Below are 24628 nucleotides of genomic sequence, written 5' to 3' on the forward strand. Positions count from 1 at the left end.
CCGTTCGACTTGCATGTGTAAGGCATGCCGCCAGCGTTCAATCTGAGCCAGGATCAAACTCTTCAGTTCAAACCTGTTACTGTTTTCGGTTTCGTTAGAAACCGGTCGCTCACTCAAAGCTGACAGGTCATATGAATTGCTTCATAAACCTGACTTACTTTAGTGTGAGACTCTTGATACTTTTGCTATCCCGATCCGAGGACCGGGCTCGCTGTCATCAAGCGCCCACACTTATCGGCTGTTAATTTTTAAAGAGCATTTCTGCGAGAAGGACCGCTTTCTCAGCAGCGCTGCGTTTTCAGCAGCAGAGAAACGAGATTATGAACACTGTTTCGCAGTTCGTCAACAACTTTCTTTACTACCTCGTTGCGACTGCGGGGTTCATCTTCCTTGGCCAGCCAAACGTCTAACAAGACATCCGGCCAACTTCGCTTCCCCTCTCCCGCGCCGCGTTGCCGTCAGCGCGAAAGAGGCGTGATTGTAGGCATCCGCCCCCGCCTGCGCAAGCCCTTTATGGAAATATTTTGAAAGCCCCCGTGCGCTGGCGCGCACGGGGGCTTTCAGGCAGACGAACGTGGCATCGCTGCCCGCGTGCCAGCTCGCATCCATCTATATATAAGAGGAACGCGTAGCCGCTCGCGCCTCACTTCGCAGCAACAGTCGCCTGCAGCCGCTCGACAGGAACCGCTTCGGCCATCGCCGCATAACCGGCATCGCTCGGATGAATGCCGTCGCCACTGTCGTAGCGGCGTTGCAGAACGCTCGGGCGCGCCGGGTCACGCAGCGCCTGATCGAAATCGACAACGCCGTCGAACTCCCCGCCGCTCCGGATCCAGCGGTTCACCTCCAGACGGATCGCTTCGCGCCCGGCCGGCAACGCCGCCGGCGTGAGCGTCGCGCCGAATACCTTCACCCCTTGGCGATGCGCAGCGTCGATCAGCCGCCGATAACCGCCGATCAGCGCGTCAGCCGTGACCTGGGTATGCGGATGGTCGCAATCGAGGCCCGCACGGGGCGGCATCGCCGCGAAGTTGATATCGTTGATGCCGATCAGCAGGATCACCGCCTTCACGCCCGAGCGCGACAGCGCGTCGCGCTCGAAACGCGACTGCAGCGCAGTGCCGTAGCATGCCGAATCGCTGAGCAGGCGGTTGCCACTGATCCCCAAATTCACGACGCCGAGCGTATCCGCGCCCGATGTCACCAGCCGGCGCGCGAGCGCGTCCGGCCAGCGGCGATTCCGGTTAAGGCTCGAGCGGAGCCCGTCGGTGATCGAGTCGCCGATCGCCGCCACGCTCGCCCGCGCGGCCCCGCCCTCGACGGCCAATTCGGTCACCCACGCGTATTGGGTAAAGCGGGTCCGGAACGCGGCGGCGCTCGCGTCCTTCGTGTAGTCACCCTGCCCCGACACATAATTCAACTGGTTCGACACCCGATGCCAGACCGTCATCTGCTGGCGGGCACCCATATAAATAGATACGGCATACGGCCGGCCAGGCGTCACGTCGATCGCTACCGAATCGCTCTCGATCTCCTGGCCCGGTGCCAACGTGATCGATGCCTTGCCGCCGAATCGCACCGGCGTCGCCGCGCCGTCCGCCAGTGCGGCGCCATCGCCCGCCCGAGCGAGACTCGCCGACTCGACGACCAGCGGCGCGCGGCCATAAGCGTTGCTCACACGAATGCGCGCCGCCCGCCCGGCGACCGTCGGATAGATGACCTGACGCACGGTCCTGCCAGCCACGTCGGGTGCACGATAGAGCGGCGGCGGCGCGGCCAGGTCGGGAATCGGCTGCAACGCAGTCGCCCATGCGGCGACCCACTCCACCGCGGGCGCGGCCCCGGCGCCAAGCGGCGACAGGAGAACGGACGCGCCCAACGCGACCGCGGCGACACTGCTTCGAAATGACATCGGCAAAATCCTCATCGGAAAGCGGGCATTGTGCCGCAGAAGCGTGTATGCGCCGCACCGCGGCCGTACCGGCCCCGAAAAACGGCCGGACCTTGCCCCCCTCGTTTACCCGCGACACACGGCAAATCGCGAAAATAATTTATTAACCGACCGGTCGGTAGGTTTATACTGCGCACACATTCAACCGGACGAGAGCCTCGCCATGTACACGCAATCCCTCGACATCCCCGGCAACGTCGCTCCGCTCGACGCCGCAGCCGAGTCGCCCGAGCAGGCGCGGTTCGACGCGGTCATCGGCGCGGACGGCAAGATCGAGCCGCAGGACTGGATGCCCGACGCCTATCGCAAGACGCTGATCCGCCAGATCTCGCAGCACGCGCACTCGGAAGTCGTCGGCATGCTGCCGGAAGGCAACTGGATCTCGCGCGCGCCGAGCCTGAAGCGCAAGGCGATCCTGCTCGCGAAGGTGCAGGACGAAGCGGGCCACGGCCTCTATCTGTATAGCGCCACCGAAACACTCGGCGTGTCGCGCGATGCGCTGATCGACGCACTGCATGCAGGCAAGGCGAAATACTCGAGCATCTTCAACTACCCGACACCGACCTGGGCGGATGTCGGCGTGATCGGCTGGCTCGTCGACGGCGCCGCGATCATGAACCAGATCCCGCTGTGCCGCTGCACGTACGGCCCGTATGCGCGCGCGATGATCCGCGTGTGCAAGGAAGAGTCGTTCCACCAGCGCCAGGGCTTCGATGCGCTGCTGTCGATGATGAAGGGTACTGAAGCGCAACGCGCGATGGTCCAGCAGTCAGTGGACCGCTGGTGGTGGCCCGTGCTGATGATGTTCGGCCCGAGCGATGCGGACTCCGTGCACAGCAACCAGTCGGCCAAGTGGGGCATCAAGCGGATCACGAACGACGACCTGCGGCAGAAATTCGTCGATGCGACCGTCGAACAGGCGAAGGTACTCGGCGTCACGCTGCCCGATCCCGACCTGAAATGGAACGAGTCGCGTGGCCACTACGACTATGGCGTGATCGACTGGGAGGAATTCTGGCGCGTCGTCAACGGCGATGGCCCATGCAACAAGGAGCGCCTCGCGACCCGCGTGAAGGCGCACGAAGACGGTGCCTGGGTACGCGAAGCCGCGCTCGCGCACGAAGCGAAGCGCCGCGCCCGCGCCGAACAACACGCCGCCTGAGCGGCACGCGCCGGCGGCGTGTTGTTCGGCGCCGGCATTTATCGAATTCAGCATTGCATGGGGCCAGAGTAAGCGCTGAAGCGCCGGCTCTGCTCGACAGGAGAGAGTGATGAACAAGGAATGGCCGATTTGGGAAGTGTTCGTGCGCAGCAAGCAGGGCCTCGATCACAAGCATTGCGGTAGCCTGCACGCGGCCGACGCGTCGATGGCGCTGCGCATGGCACGCGACGTCTACACGCGCCGCCAGGAAGGCGTGAGCATCTGGGTGGTGCCGTCGGCGGCGATCACCGCGTCGGATCCGAACGAAAAGGCCGAGCTGTTCGAGCCGGCGGGCGACAAGATCTACCGTCACCCGACGTTCTATACGCTGCCCGACGAAGTCAACCACATGTAACGCCCGCGCCATGACGATTACGCCCGAACATCTCTCCTACGTGCTGCGCCTCGCGGATAACGCGCTGATCCTCGGTCAGCGCAACGCCGAATGGTGCGGCCACGGCCCGGTTCTCGAAGAAGACATCGCGCTGACGAACATGAGCCTCGACCTCATCGGCCAGGCGCGCATGCTGTACACGCACGCGGCCGGACTCGAGCGCCAGATCAACGGCGCGGCGAAGACCGAGGACGACTACGCGTACTTCCGCACCGAGCGCGAGTTCGCGAACTTCACGCTCGCCGAGCTGCCGCATTACGGCCCGGTGTCCGGCAACGCGCACGCCGACAAGGACTACGCGGTGACGATCGTGCGCAACTTCCTGTACACGACGCTGATGCTGCACGTGTGGACCGCGCTCGAAACGTCGGCCGACGAGACGCTTGCCGCGATTGCCGCGAAATCGGTGAAGGAAACCCGCTATCACGTGCATCACGCACGCGAATGGCTCGTGCGCCTCGGCGACGGCACCGACGAATCGCATCGCCGCGCGCAGGCTGCGCTCGACTACCTGATCCCGTACACGCGCGAATTCTTCGCAGCGGACCAGGTCGACGACGCAATCGCCGCGCTGGGCATCGGCCCGGCGCCGGCATCGCTCGAAGCCGCATGGCGCGCTGACGTCGACGACGCGCTCGCCGAGGCCACGCTTGCGCTGCCGGCCCCCGTGAAGCACGTCACGACCGGCAAGCAGGGCGAGCATTCGGAGCACATGGGCTACCTGCTCGCCGAACTGCAGAGCCTCGCGCGCCAGCACCCCGGCGCGACCTGGTAACGCACCGACTCACCGGAGCTCCACGATGTCCGTCCCGACCGCCGCGCGCTGCGCGACCGCCTCGCACCACGCCGATCCGCTGCTCGCGCGCGCGTGGGAAGTACTGGAAACCGTGCCCGACCCGGAAATCCCCGTCGTGTCGATCCGCGAGCTGGGCATCCTGCGCGACGTCCGGCGCGCGGACGACGGGCTGCTCGAGGTCGTGATCACGCCGACCTACTCGGGCTGCCCGGCGATGTCGCAGATCGCCGAGGACATTGCGGCCGCGATGCAGCAGGCCGACCTGCCGCCGCACCGCGTCGAGACCGTGCTCGCGCCCGCGTGGACGACCGACTGGATCACGCAGGAAGCGCGCGACAAGCTGCGCGCGTACGGCATCGCGCCGCCGGTCGGCCAGTGCGGCAGCGCCGCGCCGCGCGAGAACGTCGTGCGCTTCGTGCCGCGGCCGGTCGCGGCGCCTGTCTGTCCGCGCTGCGGCTCCGCGGCCACCGAGCGCCTCGCTCAATTCGCGTCCACGGCCTGCAAGGCGCTGTATCGCTGCGTCGACTGCCGCGAGCCCTTCGACTACTTCAAACCTTACTGAGCTGATATGGCGACCCCGCAATTCCATCCGCTGCGTATCCGCGACGTGCGGCCCGAGACCGCCGACGCCGTGACCGTCTCGTTCGAGATCCCACCTGAGCTGCGCGACGCATACCGCTTCACGCAAGGCCAGTTCGTCACGCTGAAAACCCATATCGACGGCGAAGAGACGCGCCGCTCGTATTCGATCTGCGTCGGCACGACCGACTACGACCGCGACGGCGAGCTGCGCATCGGGATCAAACGCGTGCGCGGCGGCCGCTTCTCGAACTTCGCGTTCGATACGCTGAAGCCGGGCCACACGATCGACGTGATGACGCCGGACGGCCGTTTCTTCACGCATCTGAACGCGGAGCACGGCAAGCAGTACGTCGCGTTCTCCGGCGGCTCCGGGATCACGCCGGTGCTCGCGATCGTCAAGACGACGCTCGAACTCGAGCCGTGCAGCACGTTCACGCTGATCTACGGGAACCGCAGCGTCGACGCGATCATGTTCGCGGAGGAGCTCGAGGACCTGAAGAACCGCTACATGAACCGCTTCGTGCTGTATCACGTGCTGTCGGACGACCTGCAGGACGTCGAGCTGTTCAACGGCGTGCTCGACCAGGCGAAGTGCGCGGCGTTCCTCGACACGCTGGTGCCGGCCGACTCGATCGACGAAGCGTTCATCTGCGGCCCCGCGCCGATGATGGACGCGGCGGAGGCCGCACTGAAGGCAGCCGGCGTGCCGCAGGCGAAAGTCCATGTCGAGCGCTTCGGCTCGCCGCTGCCGCAGGCCGGCGTGCCGGTCGTCGAGATCACCGACGCGACGCCCGCCGCCGACCTCGAAGTCGTCCTCGACGGCAAGAAGCGCAAGCTGCGCCTGCCGTACGAAGGCGTGAGCCTGCTCGACGTCGGCCTGCGCGCCGGCCTCGCGCTGCCGTACGCGTGCAAGGGCGGCGTGTGCTGCACGTGCCGCGCGAAGGTGCTCGAAGGCGAAGTGCGGATGGAAAAAAACTACACGCTCGAGGAGCAGGAGGTGAAGGACGGTTTCGTGCTCACCTGCCAGTGCCACCCGGTCAGCGACAAGGTCGTGGTGAGCTACGACGAGCGTTGAGCGGCACCCCGCCGGGCGTCACGCTGCCCGGCGCCGGCCCGCCGAACGGTTTCTCGCGTCACACATCTCGCTTACACTAGGGGCCGCCCGCCGGCTGGACCACGCAAGGTCCGGCCGGCCGGCGGTTTTCTTTTGTTGACGACAGGCCGATGAGTACCATTCACGTGATTCAGGGCGGCACCGCCGCCGCGTCGCTTAGCGAGGCGCTCGCGGAAACCGGACGCGACGAGCGCGTCGTCGGATTGCTCGACGACCTGGCCGTCGGGCCGCTCAAAGGCGTCGACGAGACGCCGGATGCCCGCGCCGCGTTCTGGCAGCGCGTGCTCGGCGACCCGATTCCCGACTGGAAAGCGGAAGCCGAACGCGAATTTGCGCGCCTCGACCTGCTTGCGATGGATACCGGCCAGGTGGTCGTCTGGCACGCGCCGAGCGTCGGCGACAAGCTGCTGCTGCGCCGTGTCGCGTACCATCTGCGCAACGTGCCGCAGCGCCTGAACGAGGTCCGGCTGTCGGACGCCGATCTCGGCGCGGGCTCACCGCGCGCCGACCGCGCTTGCGTGACCAGCATGTTCTCGCCGGCTCAACTGCGCGCGAAACTGCCAGAAGCCGCGCCGATCTCGGTGCTGCGCATCGGCCGTCTCGCACTCGAATGGCAGGAAGCCAAGCACCTGGACGCCGAACTCCGCTACTGGGTCAGCAATACGATCAAGAGCGGCCACTACGACGACCTCGACACGCGCATCCTGGCGCGGCTTCAGGACGACTGGACGCACGTCGCGACCGTCGTCGGCTCCGTGATCGGCGAAATCGAGCACGGCAGCCTGTTCGTCGGCGACCAGATCGCGTTCTGGCGCTGCCGCGAACTTGCGGCGGCCGGCCGTCTCGAGATGCGCGGCGACACCCACTCCGACCTTCGATCCGCCGAAGTGCGCGCGGCCCGCGCCGCCGCCCCTCACCGCTAATCCCCCGCATTCGACCATGGCCCGCACCCGAGCCCCCGATCATGAATCCCAGCGCGAGCAGATCCTCGATCTCGCCGCCGAAAAATTCGCTCAGACGAGCTACCCGAGCACGTCGATGTCCGACCTCGCGACCGCGAGCGGCACGTCGAAGGCGCGCCTCTATCACTATTACGAGAGCAAGGAAGCAATCCTGTTCGATCTGCTCGACCGCTACACGAAACGGTTGATGCTGATCATCGCCGAGGTCGAAGGCAGCAGCCAGCGGCGCGGCCTCACCGAGCGCGAGGCGTTCGCGGAGCTCGTGCGCGCGTTCCTCATCGAATACGAGACGTCACACAGCCGCCACGTCGCGCTGCTCAACGACGTGAAGTACCTCGAGGACGCGCAGCGAGAGATCGTGCTCGACCGCCAGCGCGACGTCGTCGCGGCCTTCGCGCGCCAGCTCGCGCGCGCGTTTCCGGACCGCATCTCGAAGGAAAACCAGACGTCGGTGACGATGATGGTGTTCGGGATGATCAACTGGACCTTCACCTGGCTCAAGCCGGGCGGACGCCTCGGCTACCGCGACTTCGCCGAGCAGGTGATCGACATGATCGAGCGCGGGCTGTCTTCGCCGGCCTGATTGCGGCGAAGCAGCACGCGTTGCGCAACGGACACACTACGTCCGCCTGCCACACATTTTGTACGACCAATTTTAAAACTGCTTAAAATCAATGACTTGCGTGTTAAGTTAAGCGTATCTAGAATTTACCCTCGAAATCGCATTCGGGTTTTCCCCAATCCGGAAGCCGCCAGTCGGGTACAATGCTGTTGCATTGCACAACCCGCTGTACGGTCACACATTGAGGAACCCACGATGAACACGCAATTCCACGACGCTGCCGATGTCGTCGGCACCGCCGGTAGTGCGCCGGTTCTCGTCAGGGAACTGGCTTCCAAAGACCGTGAGCAGATGCTCACTCACTTTCTCTCGCTCGACGAAGAGGACCGCCTGCTGCGCTTCGGCCAGCTGGTGCCCGACCACGTGATCGAGAACTACGTCCGCACGATCGACTTCGGCCGCGACACCGTGTTCGGTGTGTTCAATCGCGAGCTCGAGCTGATCGGTGTCGGCCATCTGGCCTACCTGCCCGCGGAAGGCGACAAGCGCACCGCCGAATTCGGCGTGTCGGTGCTCGAAAGCGCGCGCGGCTGCGGCGTCGGCACGAAGCTGTTCGAGCGCGCGGCGATCCGCAGCCGCAATACGCACGTGACGGTGCTGTACATGCATTTCCTGTCGCGCAACGCGACGATGATGCACATCGCGAAGAAATCCGGCATGCGGATCGAGTACGCGTATGGCGAAGCCGATGCGTACCTGTCGCTGCCGCCTGCCGACCACTCGACGATCATCGCCGAGATGATGCAGGAGCAGGCCGCGGTGTTCGACTATGCGATGAAGCGCCAGGCGCGCCGCACGTCCAAGTTCATCGAATCGCTGATGCCCGTCGCGCTGACGGCCTGACGCCAGTCGATCGGGCCGCGTTCGCCCGGGCCACGCGCCCGCGCGGCGCGCCCGGTTCGTTCGCGGGACCGCCCGCGCAATCCCGATCGCCGATCCCGCCGCCCGACGCCGAGTCGCGCGCTACCGCATCGAGCGGATCGGCAGCGCCGTCGTCTCCTTGAAGCATTCGAGCGAAAAGCTCGTCTTCACGTCGATCACCGACGGATGGTGCAGCAGCTGCTCCTGCACGAAACGGGAGAAATGCGCCATGTCCTCGACCTGCACCCGCAGCAGGTAATCCATGTCGCCCGTCATCGCATGGCAGGCGACCACTTCCGGCCACGCCTGCACCGCCGCGCGAAACAGATCCGCGTGGGTTGCGCCGGCGCGCGCCGAGGTTTCGTCCACGCGCACCGGCGCGAGCCCGCCCCGCTTCTCGAGCCGCACGCTCACGTACGCGAGCAGGTCGAGCCCGAGCTTCTGCGGGTTCAGCAGCGCGACGTAGCCGGTGATCACGCCGATCTCCTCGAGGCGCCGGATCCGCCGCAGGCACGGGCTCGGCGACAGGTTCACCCGCTCGGCGATCTCCTGGTTCGACAGGCGACCGTTCTCCTGAAGAATCGCGAGAATCCGCCGGTCGATGGCATCCAATTCGACTTGCGCCATCTTCTGCCTCCCAAGCATGAATTCGAGACTAGAAATTGCGCCATCGTAGTCACGCGCGATCAAGTTCGCAAGTTTCCGCTCCGCGTCCGCCGCTACACTTTGTCGCACGCACTCATTCATCGCGCACGTCGCGGCGCGACCCAACCGTGGCATGGGACCGGAGTGCGAAGCGTGGAACCGGAGCAAGCGCTGAAGCACGGCTACCGGTCGACACGAGCGCTAAAGCACTCACTCTGGTCGACATTGGAGACATACATGCAGATCCCCACCTGGGACAATCCCGTCGGCACCGACGGCTTCGAATTCATCGAGTACACCGCACCGGACCCGAAGGCGCTCGGCCAGCTATTCGAGCGGATGGGCTTCACCGCGATCGCGCGTCATCGCCACAAGGACGTGACGGTGTACCGCCAGGGCGACATCAACTTCATCATCAACGCGGAACCGGATTCGTTCGCGCAACGCTTCGCACGTCTGCACGGCCCGTCGATCTGCGCGATCGCGTTCCGCGTGCAGGATGCCGCGAAGGCCTACAAGCATGCGCTCGAGCTCGGCGCGTGGGGCTTCGACAACAAGACAGGCCCGATGGAGCTGAACATCCCGGCGATCAAGGGCATCGGCGATTCGCTGATCTACTTCGTCGATCGCTGGCGCGGCAAGAACGGCGCGCAGCCGGGCGCGATCGGCGACATCAGCATCTATGACGTCGACTTCGAGCCGATTCCGGGCGCGAACCCGAACCCGGTCGGCCACGGCCTCACCTATATCGACCACCTGACGCACAACGTCCACCGCGGCCGCATGCAGGAATGGGCGGAGTTCTACGAGCGCCTGTTCAACTTCCGCGAAGTGCGCTACTTCGACATCGAAGGCAAGGTCACCGGCGTGAAGTCGAAGGCGATGACGTCGCCGTGCGGCAAGATCCGCATTCCGATCAACGAGGAAGGCTCGGAAACGGCTGGCCAGATCCAGGAATACCTCGACGCGTATCACGGCGAGGGCATCCAGCACATCGCGCTCGGCGCATCGGACATCTATCGTGCGGTCGACGGCCTGCGCAGCAAGGAAGTGAAGCTGCTCGACACGATCGACACGTACTACGAACTCGTCGACCGCCGCGTGCCGGACCACGGCGAGCCGCTCGAAGAACTGAAGAAGCGCAAGATCCTGATCGACGGCGCACACGACGACCTGCTGCTGCAGATCTTCACCGAGAACCAGATCGGGCCGATCTTCTTCGAGATCATCCAGCGCAAGGGCAACCAGGGCTTCGGCGAAGGCAACTTCAAGGCGCTGTTCGAATCGATCGAACTCGACCAGATCCGCCGCGGCGTCGTGCAGGACAAGGCCTGACGCACCACGCACGGACGCGCCCGCCGACGCGGGCGCCCGGCAGATGAAAAAAGGGCGGGAATCTCACGATTCCCGCCCTTTTTTCCCTTTTTCGCATCGGCGCGGCGCGACGGCCGCGCGGTCGGATCAACGCGCCTTTGCCGCGCGCGCGACGATGCGCGCGCTCGACGGCTGTGCGGCGGCAACCTGCGCCGGCGCGATCTGACGCATCCGCGTGCCGGCTGCCGCCAGTGCGCTCGCGCCTTGCGCGTGCACCGGGCCGGTCATCGCGAAAAACGCGGCGGACACGATCAGGAAACTCTGGATATGACGTGTGTTCATTGGCACCTCCTGTTGAACTGCCGGCGCCTCTCCGCTTTCGTCACAACGATCGACGTATGCGGGCACCTCCGACAGGCCGGCCAGATTAACGGCAATTGACCGACGACGTGAGCGGCTTTACATGCTTTTACATGCTGTAACGCGCAAATTCTGCTCACAGGCGGGCCTCCGCGGCAATTTTGACGGTGAGCGGCGGGTTTATCCCAGTGCTACCATCGGCTGAAACCGGCCAATATGCCGGCCACTGCCGACGCGTCCACAAGATGCCGACGCGCTGGAAGTTTTGGCGATCCCAAACCGGGTGGAGGAGACACATCAATGAACGCCCCGCTAGACGCAGACCAACGCGCGTCCCTGGAAGCTGCGCTGAAGTCCGTCACGCTTGACGACAAATACACGCTCGAGCGCGGCCGTGCGTACATGAGCGGCATCCAGGCGCTCGTGCGGCTGCCGATGCTCCAGCAGGAACGCGACCGCGCCGCCGGCCTGAACACGGCCGGCTTCATCTCCGGCTATCGCGGCTCCCCGCTCGGCGGCCTCGACCAGTCGCTGTGGAAGGCCAAGAAGCACCTGTCCGCCCACCAGATCGTTTTCCAGCCCGGTCTCAACGAAGATCTCGCCGCCACCGCCGTGTGGGGCTCGCAGCAGGTGAACCTGTTCCCCGGCGCGAAGCACGACGGCGTGTTCGGCATGTGGTACGGCAAGGGCCCGGGCGTCGACCGCACCGGCGACGTCTTCAAGCACGCGAACTCGGCCGGCTCGTCGCAGCACGGCGGCGTGCTCGTGCTCGCCGGCGACGACCACGCGGCGAAATCGTCGACGCTCGCGCACCAGTCCGAACACATCTTCAAGGCCTGCGGCCTGCCCGTGCTGTTCCCGTCGAACGTGCAGGAATACCTCGACTTCGGCCTGCACGGCTGGGCGATGAGCCGCTACTCGGGCCTGTGGGTCGCGCTCAAGTGTGTGACCGACGTCGTCGAATCGTCGGCATCGGTCGACATCGACCCGCATCGCACCGAGATCGTGCTGCCGTCGGACTTCATCATGCCGGACGGCGGCCTGAACATCCGCTGGCCCGACCCGCCGCTCGTGCAGGAAGCGCGCCTGCTCGACTACAAGTGGTACGCAGCGCTCGCGTATGTGCGCGCGAACAAGCTCGACCGCATCGAGATCGATTCGCCGCACGCGCGCTTCGGCATCATGACGGGCGGCAAGGCGTACCTCGACGTGCGCCAGGCGCTGACCGACCTCGGCCTCGACGACGAAACCTGCGCGCGCATCGGCATCCGGCTGTACAAGGTCGGCTGCGTGTGGCCGCTCGAAGCGCAAGGCGCGCAGGCGTTCGCGCGCGGGCTCGAAGAGATCCTCGTCGTCGAGGAAAAGCGCCAGATCCTCGAATACGCGATCAAGGAAGAGTTGTACAACTGGCCCGATACGCAGCGTCCGCGCGTGTTCGGCAAGTTCGACGAGAAGGACGGCGCCGGCGGCGAATGGTCGGTGCCGATGGGAAACTGGCTGCTGCCCGCGCATTACGAACTGTCGCCCGCGATCATCGCGAAGGCGATCGCGACGCGCCTCGACAAGTTCGAGCTGCCGTCCGACGTGCGCACGCGCATCGCCGCGCGGATCGCGGTGATCAACGCGAAGGAAAGCGCGCTCGCGAAGCCGCACGTGACGGCCGAACGCAAGCCGTGGTTCTGCTCGGGCTGCCCGCACAACACGTCGACCAACGTGCCGGAAGGCTCGCGCGCGATCGCTGGGATCGGCTGCCACTACATGACCGTGTGGATGGACCGCAGCACGAGCACCTTCAGCCAGATGGGCGGTGAAGGCGTGCCGTGGATCGGCCAGGCGCCGTTCACGGACGAGAAGCACGTGTTCGCGAACCTCGGCGACGGCACCTATTTCCACTCGGGCCTGCTCGCGGTGCGCGCGGCGATCTCGTCGCAGGCGAACATCACCTACAAGATCCTGTACAACGACGCGGTCGCGATGACGGGCGGCCAGCCGGTCGACGGCGTGCTGACGGTGCCGCAGATCACGCACCAGCTCGCGTCCGAAGGCGCGAAGAAGATCGTGATCGTCACCGACGAACCGGAAAAGTACGACGACAAGAAGGCGCTGCTCGCGCCGGGCATCACGATCCATCACCGCGACCAGCTCGACGACGTGCAGCGCGAGCTGCGCGAGATCGAAGGCACGACGATCCTGATCTACGACCAGACCTGCGCGACCGAGAAGCGCCGCCGCCGCAAGCGCGGCACGTATCCGGATCCGGCGAAGCGCGTCGTGATCAACGATGCGGTGTGCGAAGGCTGCGGCGACTGCTCGGTGCAGTCGAACTGCCTGTCGGTCGAGCCGCTCGAGACCGAGTTCGGCACGAAGCGCCAGATCAACCAGTCGAGCTGCAACAAGGACTTCTCGTGCGTGAAGGGCTTCTGCCCGAGCTTCGTCACGGTCGAAGGCGGCCAGTTGAAGAAGCCGAAGGCCGTGTCGGTCGACGGCGGCGCACTTGCGCCGATCCCCGAACCGGCGCCGCCGGCGATCGACCGCGCGTACGGCGTGCTCGTCACGGGTGTCGGCGGCACGGGCGTCGTCACGATCGGCGCGCTGCTCGGGATGGCCGCGCACCTGGAGAACAAAGGCGTGACCGTGCTCGACGTCACGGGCCTCGCGCAGAAGGGCGGCGCCGTGATGAGCCACGTGCAGATCTCGCACGCGCCGACCGACATCCACGCGACGCGGATCGCGATGGGCGAAGCCGACCTCGTGATCGGCTGCGACGCGCTCGTCACGGCGGGCGACGAATGCACGTCGCGGATGCGGCACGACGCGACGCGCGTGGTCGTCAACAGCGCGAAGACGCCGACCGCCGAGTTCATCAAGAACCCGAACTGGGCGTTCCCGGGCCTGTCGGCCGAGCAGGACATCCGCGCGGCGGCGGGCGAAGCGGTCGACATCGTCGACGCGAACCACTTCGCAGTCGCGCTGCTCGGCGACGCGATCTACACGAACCCGTTCGTGCTCGGCTACGCGTGGCAGAAAGGCTGGCTGCCGCTCACGCTCGCGTCGCTCGAGCGCGCGATCGAGCTGAATGGCGTGTCGGTCGACAAGAACCGTGCGGCGTTCGACTGGGGCCGCCGTGCCGCGCACGACCTCGCGAGCGTGCAGCAGGCCGCGGCTGGCGACGCGCGTGCCGCGCAGCCGGGCGCGACGGTGATCGCACTGCACACGAAGAAGTCGGTCGACGCGCTGATCGCGACGCGCGCCGAGTTCCTCACTGCGTACCAGAATGCGGCCTACGCGGCGCGCTATACCGCGTTCGTCGACAAGGTGCGCGCCGCCGAACGCGCGCTGGCCGACGGCGACACTGCGCAGGAGCTGCTGACCGAGGCGGTTGCGCGCAACCTGTTCAAGCTGATGGCGTACAAGGACGAATACGAGGTCGCGCGGCTGCAGTCCGATCCGGCGTTCCTCGCCCGCGTGTCCGCGCAGTTCGAAGGCGACTGGAAGCTGAAGTTCCACCTCGCGCCGCCGCTGTTCGCGAAGAAGGACGCGCACGGCCACCTGGTGAAGAAGGCCTACGGCCCGTGGATGATGTCCGCGTTCCGGATGCTCGCGAAGCTGAAGTTCCTGCGCGGCACGGGGCTCGATCCGTTCGGCCGCACCGACGAGCGCCGCACCGAGCGCGCGCTGATCGGCGAGTACGAGGCACTGATCGGCGAAGTCGTCGGCAAGCTGAACGCCGTCAACCAGCCGCTCGCGCTCCAGCTCGCGGCGCTGCCGGACGGCATCCGCGGCTACGGCCATGTGAAGGAGAACAACCTGCGCGCGGTGCGCCAGAAGTGGGACGCGCTGCTCGCGCAGTGGCGTTCGCCGACGGGCGGCCAGGGCCGGCAGCAGGTCGCGTGACGGGATGACGGAGCGCGCGGGACCGGCGCCGGCCGCCGCAGTTGGCGGCTCACCATAAAAAAACGCCACGGAACGCTGGTTCCGTGGCGTTTTGCATGGCGCCGTGCGTTTCGGCACGGCGCGGCGGGTCAGCGCGAGCGCGTTACTTCGTATTCACGTTCGCGGCCGCAACGGCCGTCATGTTGATGATCCGGCGCACGGTCGCGGCCGGCGTCAGGATGTGCACCGGCTTCGCCGCGCCGAGCAGCAGCGGGCCGACCGTCACGCCTTCGCCGCCGACCATCTTCAGCAGGTTGTACGCGATGTTCGCCGCTTCCACGTTCGGCATGATCAGCAGGTTCGCTTCACCGGTCAGCGTCGTGCCCGGGAACGCGGCCTTGCGGACCACTTCGGACAGCGCCGCGTCGCCGTGCATTTCGCCGTCGACCTCGAGGTGCGGCGCGCGCGCGACGATCTGCTTGCGGGCCTCGGCCATCCGCCGCGACGACGCCGACGGCGCGCTGCCGAAGTTCGAGTTCGACAGCAGCGCGGCCTTCGGCGTAATGCCGAAGCGCTCGATCTCGGCCGCGGCCTGGATCGTCATGTCGGCGAGCTGTTCGGCGCTCGGCACCTCGTTCACGTACGTGTCGCACAGGAACAGGTTGCGGCCCGGCAGCATCAGCAGGTTCATCGCGGCGAAGTGCTCGGCGCCCTTCGCGCGGCCCAGCACCTGCTCGATGAACTTCAGGTGGCTGTGGTACGTGTCGATCATCCCGCAGATCATGCCGTCCGCGTCGCCCAGGTGGACGAGCATCGCGCCGATCAGCGTATTGAACTTGCGCATGGCCGCCTTCGCGACTTCCGGCGTCACGCCGTCGCGCGCACCGATCTCGTGGTACGCCTGCCAGTAGCGGTGATAGCGGGTGTCATCTTCCGGATTCACGATCTCGAAATCGACGCCGGCCTTCAGCTTCGAGCCGATCTTCTGCAAGCGCATCTCGACGACCGACGGACGGCCGACGATGATCGGCTTCGCGATCTTCTCCTGCAGCACGAACTGCGCAGCGCGCAGCACGCGCTCGTCCTCGCCCTCGGCGAACACGATGCGGGCCGCGGCCTTCTTCGCGGTCGCGAACACCGGGCGCATCACCATGCCGGTGCGGTAGACGGTCGCGCCGAGCTGCTCGCGGTACGCGTCCATGTCCTGGATCGGACGCGTCGCGACGCCCGAATCCATCGCAGCCTGCGCGACGGCCGGCGCGATTTTGATGATCAGGCGCGGGTCGAACGGCTTCGGAATCAGGTATTCCGGCCCGAATTCGAGCGAATGGCCTTCATACGCCTTCGCGACTTCCTCGCTCTGGTCGGTTTCTTCCGCCAGCTCGGCGATCGCGCGCACGCACGCGAGCTTCATCTCTTCCGTGATCGTCGTCGCGCCGACGTCGAGCGCGCCGCGGAAGATGAACGGGAAGCACAGCACGTTGTTGACCTGGTTCGGGTAGTCCGAACGGCCGGTCGCGACGATCGCGTCGGGACGCACGGCCTTCGCGTCTTCCGGGCGGATTTCCGGTTCCGGGTTCGCGAGCGCCAGGATCAGCGGACGGTCGCCCATCGTCTTGACCATGTCCTGCTTCAGCACGCCCGCGCTCGAGCAGCCGAGGAACACGTCGGCGCCGACGATCGCGTCGGCGAGCGTGCGCGCGTCGGTGGTCGCCGCATAGCGCTGCTTCGACGGATCGAGATTGCCGCGCCCTTCGTAGATCACGCCCTTCGAATCGGCGACGAGGATGTTCGCCTTCGACAGGCCGAGCTTCACCAGCAGGTCCAGACACGCGATGGCCGCCGCGCCCGCGCCCGAGCACACGAGCTTCACCTCGTCGAGCTTCTTGCCGACCACCTTCAGGCCGTTCAGGATCGCGGCCGACGCGATGATCGCGGTGCCGTGCTGGTCGTCGTGGAAGACGGGGATCTTCATCCGCTCGCGCAGCTTCTGCTCGATGTAGAAGCACTCCGGCGCCTTGATGTCTTCAAGGTTGATGCCGCCGAGCGTCGGCTCGAGCATCGCGATCGCGTCGACGAGCTTGTCGGGGTCGGATTCCGCCAGTTCGATGTCGAACACGTCGATGCCCGCGAACTTCTTGAACAGGCACCCCTTGCCTTCCATCACCGGCTTCGCGGCGAGCGGGCCGATGTTGCCGAGGCCGAGCACGGCCGTGCCGTTCGTCACGACGCCGACGAGGTTGCCGCGCGACGTGTACTTCTGCGCGTCGAGCGGATCGGCGTAGATCGCGTCGCACGCGGCCGCGACGCCCGGCGAATACGCGAGCGACAAATCGAGCTGGTTCGACAGCGGCTTGGTCGGGGTGACCGAAATCTTGCCGGGTTTCGGGTTCAGGTGATAAGCGAGAGCGGCCTGCTTCAGTTGTTCGTCCATGATTGACCTGCGAGAGACTTGCGAAATTGACTGTTCAGTACACAGCACCTGGAGCCGCGTCTGCGTGGATCGAGGGGATGGTCGACTGCGACGGCCGCGGCGCGCCGGATCGGCACGCCATCGAACCTTGGCGGGTGGCAAGAGAAAAGTACAAAGTACTGAACGTTTTCTAATGGGCCGCCTAGTGTACACCCCACCGATGACGCGCGTTAAGCAATGCCGCATTGCGCGCCGCATTGCACGCATCACGCATCCGCAAGATCAGGCCCCGTTTGTTCCACATGTGGTGCGCGCCGCCGGGAACGCGCGTGATGCCCGTCGAAAATCAGCCCGAATCGGGTAAAATAGCGGGCTACGCGCGCAGCAATGCGGCCGGCTTCCCGGTCGCGCCCCGGCCCCCGCGGGCGGGTTCCCCTTGCTGCGCCATCGGGCCCGCGCCCGCTCCTCGCTCACCATCCAAGGAATGCCCATGACAGGCTTCGATCGTCAGACGATCTCCGACACGACCGCCAAAATCCTGCTCGAAGTGCAGGCGGTGCACTTCAACGCCGAAAAGCCGTTCATCTTCACGTCCGGCTGGGCCAGCCCCGTCTACATCGACTGCCGCAAGCTGATCTCGTATCCGCGCGTGCGCCGCGGCCTGATGGAAATGGCGGAAGCGACGATCCTGCGCGACGTCGGCTTCGAGCAGATCGACGCGGTGGCGGGCGGCGAAACTGCCGGCATCCCGTTCGCGGCCTGGATCGCCGACCGGATGATGCTGCCGATGCAGTACGTGCGCAAGAAGCCGAAGGGTTTCGGCCGCAACGCGCAGATCGAGGGCCATCTCGAAGAAGGTTCGCGCGTGCTGCTCGTCGAGGACCTGACGACCGACAGCCGCAGCAAGATCAACTTCGTCAACGCGCTGCGCACCGCCGGCGCAACGGTGAACCACTGCTTCGTGCTGTTCCACTACAACATCTTCAAGGAAAGCGTGTCGGTCCTGAAGGACATCGACGTCGACCTGCACGCGCTCGCGACCTGGTGGGACGTGCTGCGCGTCGCGAAGGCATCGGGCTACTTCGAGACGAAGACGCTCGACGAAGTCGAGAAGTTCCTGCACGCGCCGGCCGAATGGTCGGCCGCGCACGGCGGCGCGACGGGCGCCCAGGAGTAAATGCCGCGCCGGCGGACCGCCGGCCGCATGGCTCGACGAGCCGCTCGCCATCTGGCGGGCGGCTTTTTTTTCGCCTGAACCTGGCGCCGCACCGGCGCTCGCCGCACGCCCTTCGCCCTCCTTCGCCCTCCTTCGCCCTCCTTCGCCCTCCTTCGCCCTCCTTCGCCCTCCTTCGCCCTCCTTCGCCCGCCGTTGTCCGCCGTTGCCCGCAGTTGCCGGCTCCCGTCGCCGGCCGCCCGTCCGCACACCGGGAAACCGATGACGACGATGCGTCATTGCCTGCATCGCTCATCGAACCCTAATGCTAGACTTGACCCATCGCCGCAATCACCTTCGCGACAACAAACGATGCCGGGCCCGGCGGCCCGGCGCACGTGACGGGAGAAGCGCCATATGCATGTGGGTCGCCAGATCGCTCCGCCTGCGTCATTGCGTTGCCTGTCCCCGCTCGCCCTCGCCCTCCTTTGCGCCGTCGGCTTCGCGCGCCTGCCCGCGCATGCGGACACCGTGTTCACCGTCACGAGCAGCGACCTGACGTCCGGCGGCCGCGTCGGCGCCGCGCAAGTCTTCGACCGCGGCGACTGCAAAGGCGCGAACCGCTCGCCGCAGTTGTCGTGGCGCAACCCGCCGCCCGGCACGCGCGGCTACGCGGTCACGATGGTCGATCCGGACGCGCCGGGCCACGGCTGGTGGCACTGGGCCGTCGCGGTGATCCCGACCACCGTCATGAGCCTGCCCGCCGATGCGAGCGCGTCGGGCTTCCTGCGGCGGATCGGCGCGAGCGAGGCGCGCAACGATTTCGGCGTCGACGGCTACGGCGGCCCGTGCCCGCCGCCCGGCAAGCCGCATCGCTACGTGATCACCGTTTATGCGCTGAAGAGCGCCGACCTGCGCATCGGCCAGGGCCGCCCGGCGCCGATGTTCGAGCACGAGATCGATACGGAGACGCTCGGCACCGCGACGCTCACGGTCAGCTACGGACAGTAGCCGGCGGATGCGTCGCAGGACGAGGCGCAGTTGCCCGGCGACATCGACACCGCGAAGGCGTCCGGCCGGCGCGTCGCCGACGCGACGGCTCGCTGCCCCGCGCTGCACCACGTTCCCCGGCAAAGGGACACAAGACGGCCCGCAGACCGTCTCTTTTTTTCGCCTCGCGCGGTGCAGGCCCGCCCCATGACGTCTTAAAATGGCTGCTTTCCGGCGTGCGAGCGCCGCGGCCCCGTTTCAGTGAGAGCGAGATGAGCACAAAAGTTTTTGTCGACGGCCAGGAAGGCACGACCGGCCTCAAGATCTTCGAATACCTGTCCGCACGCAGCGACATCGAAATCCTGCGCATCGACGAAGCGAAGCGCAAGGACGTCGACGAGCGCCGCCGCCTGATCAATGCGTCGAACGTTACGTTCCTGTGCCTGCCCGACGTCGCGTCGCGCGAATCGGCATCGCTCGTCGAAAATCCCGACACCACGCTGATCGACGCGAGCACCGCGTTCCGCACGAACCCGGCCTGGGCGTACGGCCTGCCCGAGCTGGCGCGCACGCAGCGCGAGAAGATCCGCACGTCGAAGCGCATCGCGGTGCCGGGCTGCCACGCGTCCGCGTTCGTGCTCGCGATGCGTCCGCTCGTCGACGCCGGCGTCGTCGCGCCGACGTTCGCCGCGCACAGCCATTCGATCACCGGCTACAGCGGCGGCGGCAAGTCGATGATCGCCGACTACGAGAATCCCGCGCTGGCGAACAAGCTCGCGAGCCCGCGCCCGTACGCGCTCGGCCTCGCGCACAAGCACCTGCCGGAAATGGCCGCGCACACGGGCCTCGCGAACGCGCCGATCTTCACGCCGATCGTCGGCCCGTTCCTCAAGGGTCTCGCGGTGACGACGTATTTCACGCCGGCCCAGCTCGCGAAGCGCACCACGCCGCAGGACGCGCAGCGCATCTTCGCCGAATACTATGCGGACGAAGCGTTCGTGCGCGTCGCGCCGTTCAATGCGGACGAGAACCTCGACGCCGGCTTCTTCGACGTGCAGGCGAACAACGACACGAACCGTGTCGACCTGTTCGTGTTCGGCAATGAAGAGCGCTTCGTCACCGTCGCGCGTCTCGACAATCTCGGCAAGGGTGCATCGGGCGCCGCGATCCAGTGCATGAACCTCAACATCGGCGTGGCCGAGGACACCGGCCTCAAGCGCTGACTCGAGCGCTGACCATCATCGCACGCGATGCAAAGCCGGCCGCTGGCCGGCTTTTTATTTAACCGCAATAAGCAATAAGCGCGTATTCGCGCACGTATTTACAATTATTTACAAGCTTTCCATTGCGCGATTGCCGCGCCATTAATCCCGACTCGCTTATATCCAGTCAATCCCGAATAGGGATAAACCGGATACCGCCGCTTTAAACGCTGCCGATATACGCGCGTGCGCGTCAGGCCGTGCCGCGCACGTCGCGCGCAGGCCACTCCACGGCCCATCTCCGGCCAGCGCGGCGTTTTAATTCTTACTGAAATCCACTCTCCGTCAGGCTGTAATCAGCACCCGCTGTTTCAATCGTCTTTTTTAGACGAGTTCATCAATTGACAGCAAAAATCCGTGCAGCGACATTAGCTCGCACAATTAAACGATTGGAGACAGCGGCATGTCGCACGCCTTATCGAAGGGGGTGGCAACGGCCTTTGCCATTGCCCCTTTGCTCGTTGCCTGTGGTGGGGGGGATTCCGGCGGCTCGCCTGCCCCGATCGAAGCCCCCCAATGTTCCGGTTCCAGCTGCGGCACGCAGGGGCCGCCACCGTCGCAGCCCGTCAATGGCGCGCTGTGCCCGGCCGACGCCGACATCGTGAAGAGCACGTATCTCGGCGGCGCGGGTAGCGGCGAGATCGTCAGCGTCAACATCGACGCGGTCGCGATGACCTACACGCTCAAGTGGCTCGAATCCCCGATCCCGCTGACGACCGGCACCGTCACGCCGACGCGCGTCGGCACGACGATCACCGGCAAGGTCATGCACCCGCCGACCGGCACGCTGCCGACCGCCGAACAGACCCGTTGCGCGTTCATTCTCACGCCCGGCGCGGGCACGGCCGGGAACGGCTCGGCCTATTCGACGGCCGCCGACTTCAACCCGGCGAACCCGCCGATGCTGCTCGTCGGCATGGGCGTCGCGGGCGGCGGCATTCCGGGCGCGACGATCCAGTACAGCGGGCTGACGATCATCCCCGGCATTGCACAGAACATCGGCCAGGTGCCAAACCGTCACTTCGACTTCTATCCGTTCCTCGGCTTCGCAAGCACGACGACGGATCTGACGAAGCTGCCGGGCACGTACAACGCGCTGATCTACCACCTCGTGCCGTCCGGCAACTACGCGACGAAAGGCACGAACTCGAGCGAGACGTTCGATGCGAACGGCGCGTGCACGTCAAGCGGCGCGTCGGGCTGCGAGACGACCGGCGATCCGTGGAAGACGAGCGCGAACGGCGGCTACTTCGACAGCACGAAGGCGCCGCAGATCCTGCCGCAGACGCAGCTGCCGCTCATCGGCGCGACCGGCAAGTCGGCCACCGCGCACATGGTGATCGGCCAGCTGAACGGCGCGACGGTCCCCGTGATCGTGCGCACCGGCGACGTGAACCTCGGGACGCCGCCGCTGCATGCCGACGCGAAGGTCGACGACGAATCGGGCATCGCGGTGCTCGGCAGCGCGACGGCACTCACGTCGGGCGGCTTCGACGGCGGCTACGCGGGCGCGGACTCGAACTTCAAGTACACGGCCGCGCTGATCCGCGGCGCGAACGGCACGTTCGTGAACCCGACGACGCAAGCCGCGGAAGACGGCTTCACGCTCGATTACGGCCAGACGACACCGGGCCTGCTGAACATGACGACGATTCCGCCGGCCGGCGCGAGCTATGCCGCGGGATCGGGCGTGATGATCGCGACGGGCGGGCTGTATGCGGCGCTCGTGCAGGGCACCGTGAACGGCGGCGTCACGTCGACGTCGGCGAACGCGAGCACGTCGTCGGCGCCGTATTTCGGCGTGGGCGCGCAGATCAGCAAATAGCGGGAAAACGGCCGGCAACCCCGCGGCGCGCGCCGCCGCGGCAACGAACGAGAGGCGCCCGGCACGGCGCCGGCAGGGCAAAGCACAACCAAGAAGCGGCCGACAGGGAGCCGGCCGCCACACAAGACAAATCCTGGAGGAGCATCATGAAGCGGAACCTCATTCTGGCGGCGGCATGTGCCGCGCCCCTTCTTTCGGCATGCGGCGGCAGCGGAGGCGACAATCCGCCGCCGCTCGTCGAGGACCGTCTCTGCCCTGCCACGCTCGACTACAGCACCGTCTATACGGGCGGCGCCGGCAGTGGCGAACTCGTCAAGCTCCAGCTCGACACGACCAAGATGACCTGGCAGGTCACCTACGTCGAATCGCCGGTTCCGCGCACGACCGGCACCGTCACGCCGACGCGCGCGGGCACCGTCGACAGCGGCACGCTCACGCAGGAAACGCTGCTGCCGACCAACAAGCTGAACCAGTGCGCTTTCCGCCTGAACGGCGCGAGCCTCGATGCGACGCGCCCGGCGCGCATCTTCGTCGGCTACGGCGTCGCGGGCGGCACGATCCCCGGCAAGGAAATCCAGTTCGGCGGCGTGCTCGGCCAGGCCGCGGTGCCCGATACGAAGTTCCCGTACTACCCGTTCATCGGCTTCTCGGCGATCGAGACCAACCTCGCGAACGTCGCCGGCAAGTACAGCCACGTCGGCTTCGGCGAGGTGCCGTCGCAGAACTTCGCGCCCGCATCGATCGACGCGACGGTGACGATCAACGCGGACGGCACGTGGACCAAGTGCGACACGACGGGCCAGTTCGCGGGCGCCTGCCGCCAGCCGGGCACGAATTTCGCGCAGTCGGCCGACGGCAGCGGCGCGTTCCAGACCAACAACTACCAGAGCCAGCTGAAGCCGACGCTGTCGACGCTGCCGCAAGGCAAGGGCTTCATGATCGTCGGCAAGCTGCGCAACCAGCTCGTGCCGATCCTCGTGCGCACCGGCGTCGCGAACCCGAACCCGACGCCCGACGGCAATGGCGTGCCGGGCCTCACCGCCGACGACGAATCGAGCATCTCGATCCTCGCGCCGCAGACGGCGATCGCGGTCGGCTCGCAGAACGGCGAGTACATCGGCGTCGACAGCCAGTTCGACTACCGGACCACCGCGCTGATCAACACCCAGGCGACGCTGCTCGATCCGTTCAACGCGTCGCAGGCGTCGCTCGCGACCGCGCTCGATCTCGACTACACGCAGAAGGTGCCGGGCACGGTCACCACGGTTCATTCGGGCTCGGGAAGCACGACGCCGACCGGCAAGTTCATCTTCACGGGCGGCGTGTTCGGCTTCCTCGACAACGCCGGATCGACGCCGTATTTCACGATCGGCGCGTTCGTCCAATAAGCGGAGACAGGCCGTCATGAAGAAAACCCTTCTGTGCGCGGCGGCCGCCGCCGCCACGCTGGCCGCGCTGGCCCCGCTCGCCGCGCACGCGCAAAGCGCCGGCAGCAACGTCGTCACGCTCGGCTGGTTTCACGTGATGCCGCAGCAGAGCAGCACGCCGATGACGACCAACGTTGCGCCGACGCCGATCAATACGCCGCTGCGGCTGCCGGCGTCGTTCACGTCGCCGGGCACCGGGCTGCACACGAGCGGCGCGGACACCGTCGGCCTGACGGTCAGCCACTTCCTGACCGACCACATCGCGGTCACGTCGGTGGCGGGCGTGCCGCCGGTGTTCAAGGTGTCGGCCCAGGGCACGATCAAGCCGCCCGGCCCCGCCGGCGCGCTCGGCACGCAGAACATCGGGCTCGGCTCGGTGAACCCGATCGTGAAGAGCGTGCGGCAATGGAGCCCGGCCGTGATCCTGCAGTACTACTTCGCGCAGGCGAACGCGAAGTTCCGGCCGTTCCTCGGCCTCGGCGTGTCGTACAACTGGTTCAGCGACCTGCAGCTCAACACGAACTTCATCAAGCAGACGCAGGACAACCTCGGCGCGATTCTCGCGGCGGGCGCGGGCAAGCCGGGCGTGACGTCGGTGGAGGCGAAGGCGTCGTCGTCGTGGCAGCCGGTGTTCAACGCGGGCCTGCAGTACAACATCACCGAGCATTTCGGGCTCGTCGCGTCGGTGACCTACATCCCGCTGAAGACGACGTCGACAGTGACGATCAAGGCGGCCGACGGCACGGTGCTGTCCGAATCGAAATCGGACCTGAAGGCCGATCCGATCATCAGCTACGTCGCGATGTCGTACAAGTTCTGACGACGGCCGGGAAAAAACGGACGAAAAAAAGCCCGCCTGAAGAGGCGGGCTGAATCCATATCA

Annotated in this window: 20 protein-coding genes and 1 rRNA gene; 16 read left to right on the forward strand and 5 right to left on the reverse strand. The window is 66.2% G+C overall.

The features are described 5' to 3' along the window. A 16S ribosomal RNA gene (locus DID96_RS07720) occupies positions 1–69 on the reverse strand; the annotation flags it as partial. A gap of 574 nt (positions 70–643) precedes the next feature. After that, on the reverse strand, positions 644–1912 hold the full coding sequence (locus DID96_RS07730; RefSeq protein ID WP_124598775.1) for an SGNH/GDSL hydrolase family protein: 1269 nt from the start codon (positions 1910–1912) through the stop codon (positions 644–646). Positions 1913–2114: 202 nt separating this feature from the next. Between DID96_RS07730 and paaA the strand changes: the two genes are divergently transcribed. The 8 genes from paaA (at position 2115) to DID96_RS07770 (ending at position 8465) form a co-directional block, all read left to right on the forward strand. Beyond that, a complete protein-coding gene (gene paaA / locus DID96_RS07735; protein ID WP_124598776.1) occupies positions 2115–3113 on the forward strand; it encodes a 1,2-phenylacetyl-CoA epoxidase subunit PaaA in 999 nt (332 codons plus the stop codon). Between the two features lie 109 nt (positions 3114–3222). Then, complete coding sequence (paaB, locus tag DID96_RS07740; RefSeq protein WP_089439024.1) at positions 3223–3507, forward strand: 1,2-phenylacetyl-CoA epoxidase subunit PaaB; 285 nt, start codon at positions 3223–3225, stop codon at positions 3505–3507. A 10-nt stretch (positions 3508–3517) separates the two neighbouring features. Continuing rightward, entirely contained in the window at positions 3518–4321 is an 804-nt protein-coding gene (gene paaC / locus DID96_RS07745; protein WP_124598777.1) for a 1,2-phenylacetyl-CoA epoxidase subunit PaaC, read from the forward strand. 25 nt (positions 4322–4346) lie between these two features. Further along, entirely contained in the window at positions 4347–4904 is a 558-nt protein-coding gene (paaD, locus tag DID96_RS07750; protein ID WP_124598778.1) for a 1,2-phenylacetyl-CoA epoxidase subunit PaaD, read from the forward strand. Positions 4905–4910: 6 nt separating this feature from the next. Then, positions 4911–5999 (forward strand): 1,2-phenylacetyl-CoA epoxidase subunit PaaE, encoded by a 1089-nt coding sequence (gene paaE, locus DID96_RS07755; RefSeq protein ID WP_124598779.1) that lies wholly within the window; start codon positions 4911–4913, stop codon positions 5997–5999. A 149-nt stretch (positions 6000–6148) separates the two neighbouring features. Continuing rightward, positions 6149–6961: a DUF1835 domain-containing protein gene (locus DID96_RS07760; RefSeq protein ID WP_124598780.1), complete on the forward strand. Its 813-nt coding sequence runs from the start codon at positions 6149–6151 to the stop codon at positions 6959–6961. A gap of 16 nt (positions 6962–6977) precedes the next feature. After that, complete coding sequence (locus DID96_RS07765) at positions 6978–7583, forward strand: TetR/AcrR family transcriptional regulator (RefSeq protein ID WP_124598781.1); 606 nt, start codon at positions 6978–6980, stop codon at positions 7581–7583. 234 nt (positions 7584–7817) lie between these two features. Next, on the forward strand, positions 7818–8465 hold the full coding sequence (locus tag DID96_RS07770) for a GNAT family N-acetyltransferase (protein WP_185732196.1): 648 nt from the start codon (positions 7818–7820) through the stop codon (positions 8463–8465). Between the two features lie 120 nt (positions 8466–8585). Here the strand turns inward: DID96_RS07770 and DID96_RS07775 are convergent, their stop codons facing one another. Then, positions 8586–9110 (reverse strand): Lrp/AsnC family transcriptional regulator, encoded by a 525-nt coding sequence (locus tag DID96_RS07775; protein ID WP_124598782.1) that lies wholly within the window; start codon positions 9108–9110, stop codon positions 8586–8588. A gap of 255 nt (positions 9111–9365) precedes the next feature. Here DID96_RS07775 and hppD point away from each other — a divergent pair, with 255 nt between their 5' ends. Then, positions 9366–10463: a 4-hydroxyphenylpyruvate dioxygenase gene (hppD, locus tag DID96_RS07780; RefSeq protein WP_124598783.1), complete on the forward strand. Its 1098-nt coding sequence runs from the start codon at positions 9366–9368 to the stop codon at positions 10461–10463. Positions 10464–10589: 126 nt separating this feature from the next. Here the strand turns inward: hppD and DID96_RS07785 are convergent, their stop codons facing one another. Further along, on the reverse strand, positions 10590–10784 hold the full coding sequence (locus DID96_RS07785) for a hypothetical protein (RefSeq protein WP_124598784.1): 195 nt from the start codon (positions 10782–10784) through the stop codon (positions 10590–10592). Positions 10785–11102: 318 nt separating this feature from the next. On the opposite strand from DID96_RS07785, the gene DID96_RS07790 reads away from it, so the two are divergent. Further along, positions 11103–14696, forward strand: a complete 3594-nt coding sequence (locus DID96_RS07790; RefSeq protein ID WP_124598785.1) for an indolepyruvate ferredoxin oxidoreductase family protein — start codon at positions 11103–11105, stop codon at positions 14694–14696. A gap of 142 nt (positions 14697–14838) precedes the next feature. Here the strand turns inward: DID96_RS07790 and DID96_RS07795 are convergent, their stop codons facing one another. Then, a complete protein-coding gene (locus DID96_RS07795) occupies positions 14839–17109 on the reverse strand; it encodes an NADP-dependent malic enzyme (RefSeq protein WP_124598786.1) in 2271 nt (756 codons plus the stop codon). A 469-nt stretch (positions 17110–17578) separates the two neighbouring features. Here DID96_RS07795 and DID96_RS07800 point away from each other — a divergent pair, with 469 nt between their 5' ends. The 6 genes from DID96_RS07800 to DID96_RS07825 all read left to right on the forward strand — a co-directional run bounded on the left by DID96_RS07800 (position 17579) and on the right by DID96_RS07825 (position 24565). Continuing rightward, positions 17579–18265, forward strand: a complete 687-nt coding sequence (locus tag DID96_RS07800) for an orotate phosphoribosyltransferase (RefSeq protein ID WP_124598787.1) — start codon at positions 17579–17581, stop codon at positions 18263–18265. 393 nt (positions 18266–18658) lie between these two features. Next, a complete protein-coding gene (locus DID96_RS07805; RefSeq protein WP_124598788.1) occupies positions 18659–19252 on the forward strand; it encodes a YbhB/YbcL family Raf kinase inhibitor-like protein in 594 nt (197 codons plus the stop codon). 251 nt (positions 19253–19503) lie between these two features. After that, the gene (gene argC / locus DID96_RS07810) at positions 19504–20454 is read left to right on the forward strand and encodes an N-acetyl-gamma-glutamyl-phosphate reductase (protein ID WP_124598789.1); all 951 of its coding nucleotides are present in this window, start codon (positions 19504–19506) and stop codon (positions 20452–20454) included. Between the two features lie 442 nt (positions 20455–20896). Next, positions 20897–22318, forward strand: a complete 1422-nt coding sequence (locus DID96_RS07815) for a DUF2957 domain-containing protein (protein ID WP_124598790.1) — start codon at positions 20897–20899, stop codon at positions 22316–22318. 146 nt (positions 22319–22464) lie between these two features. Beyond that, positions 22465–23706 carry a DUF2957 domain-containing protein gene (locus DID96_RS07820; protein ID WP_185732197.1) on the forward strand — a complete coding sequence of 414 codons (1242 nt, stop codon included), beginning with the start codon at positions 22465–22467 and terminating at the stop codon, positions 23704–23706. Positions 23707–23722: 16 nt separating this feature from the next. Beyond that, a complete protein-coding gene (locus tag DID96_RS07825) occupies positions 23723–24565 on the forward strand; it encodes an OmpW family protein (RefSeq protein ID WP_124598791.1) in 843 nt (280 codons plus the stop codon). The last annotated feature ends 63 nt before the right edge of the window (positions 24566–24628 follow it).

This window comes from Burkholderia sp. Bp8963 (assembly GCF_003854275.1).
Classification (GTDB): domain Bacteria; phylum Pseudomonadota; class Gammaproteobacteria; order Burkholderiales; family Burkholderiaceae; genus Burkholderia.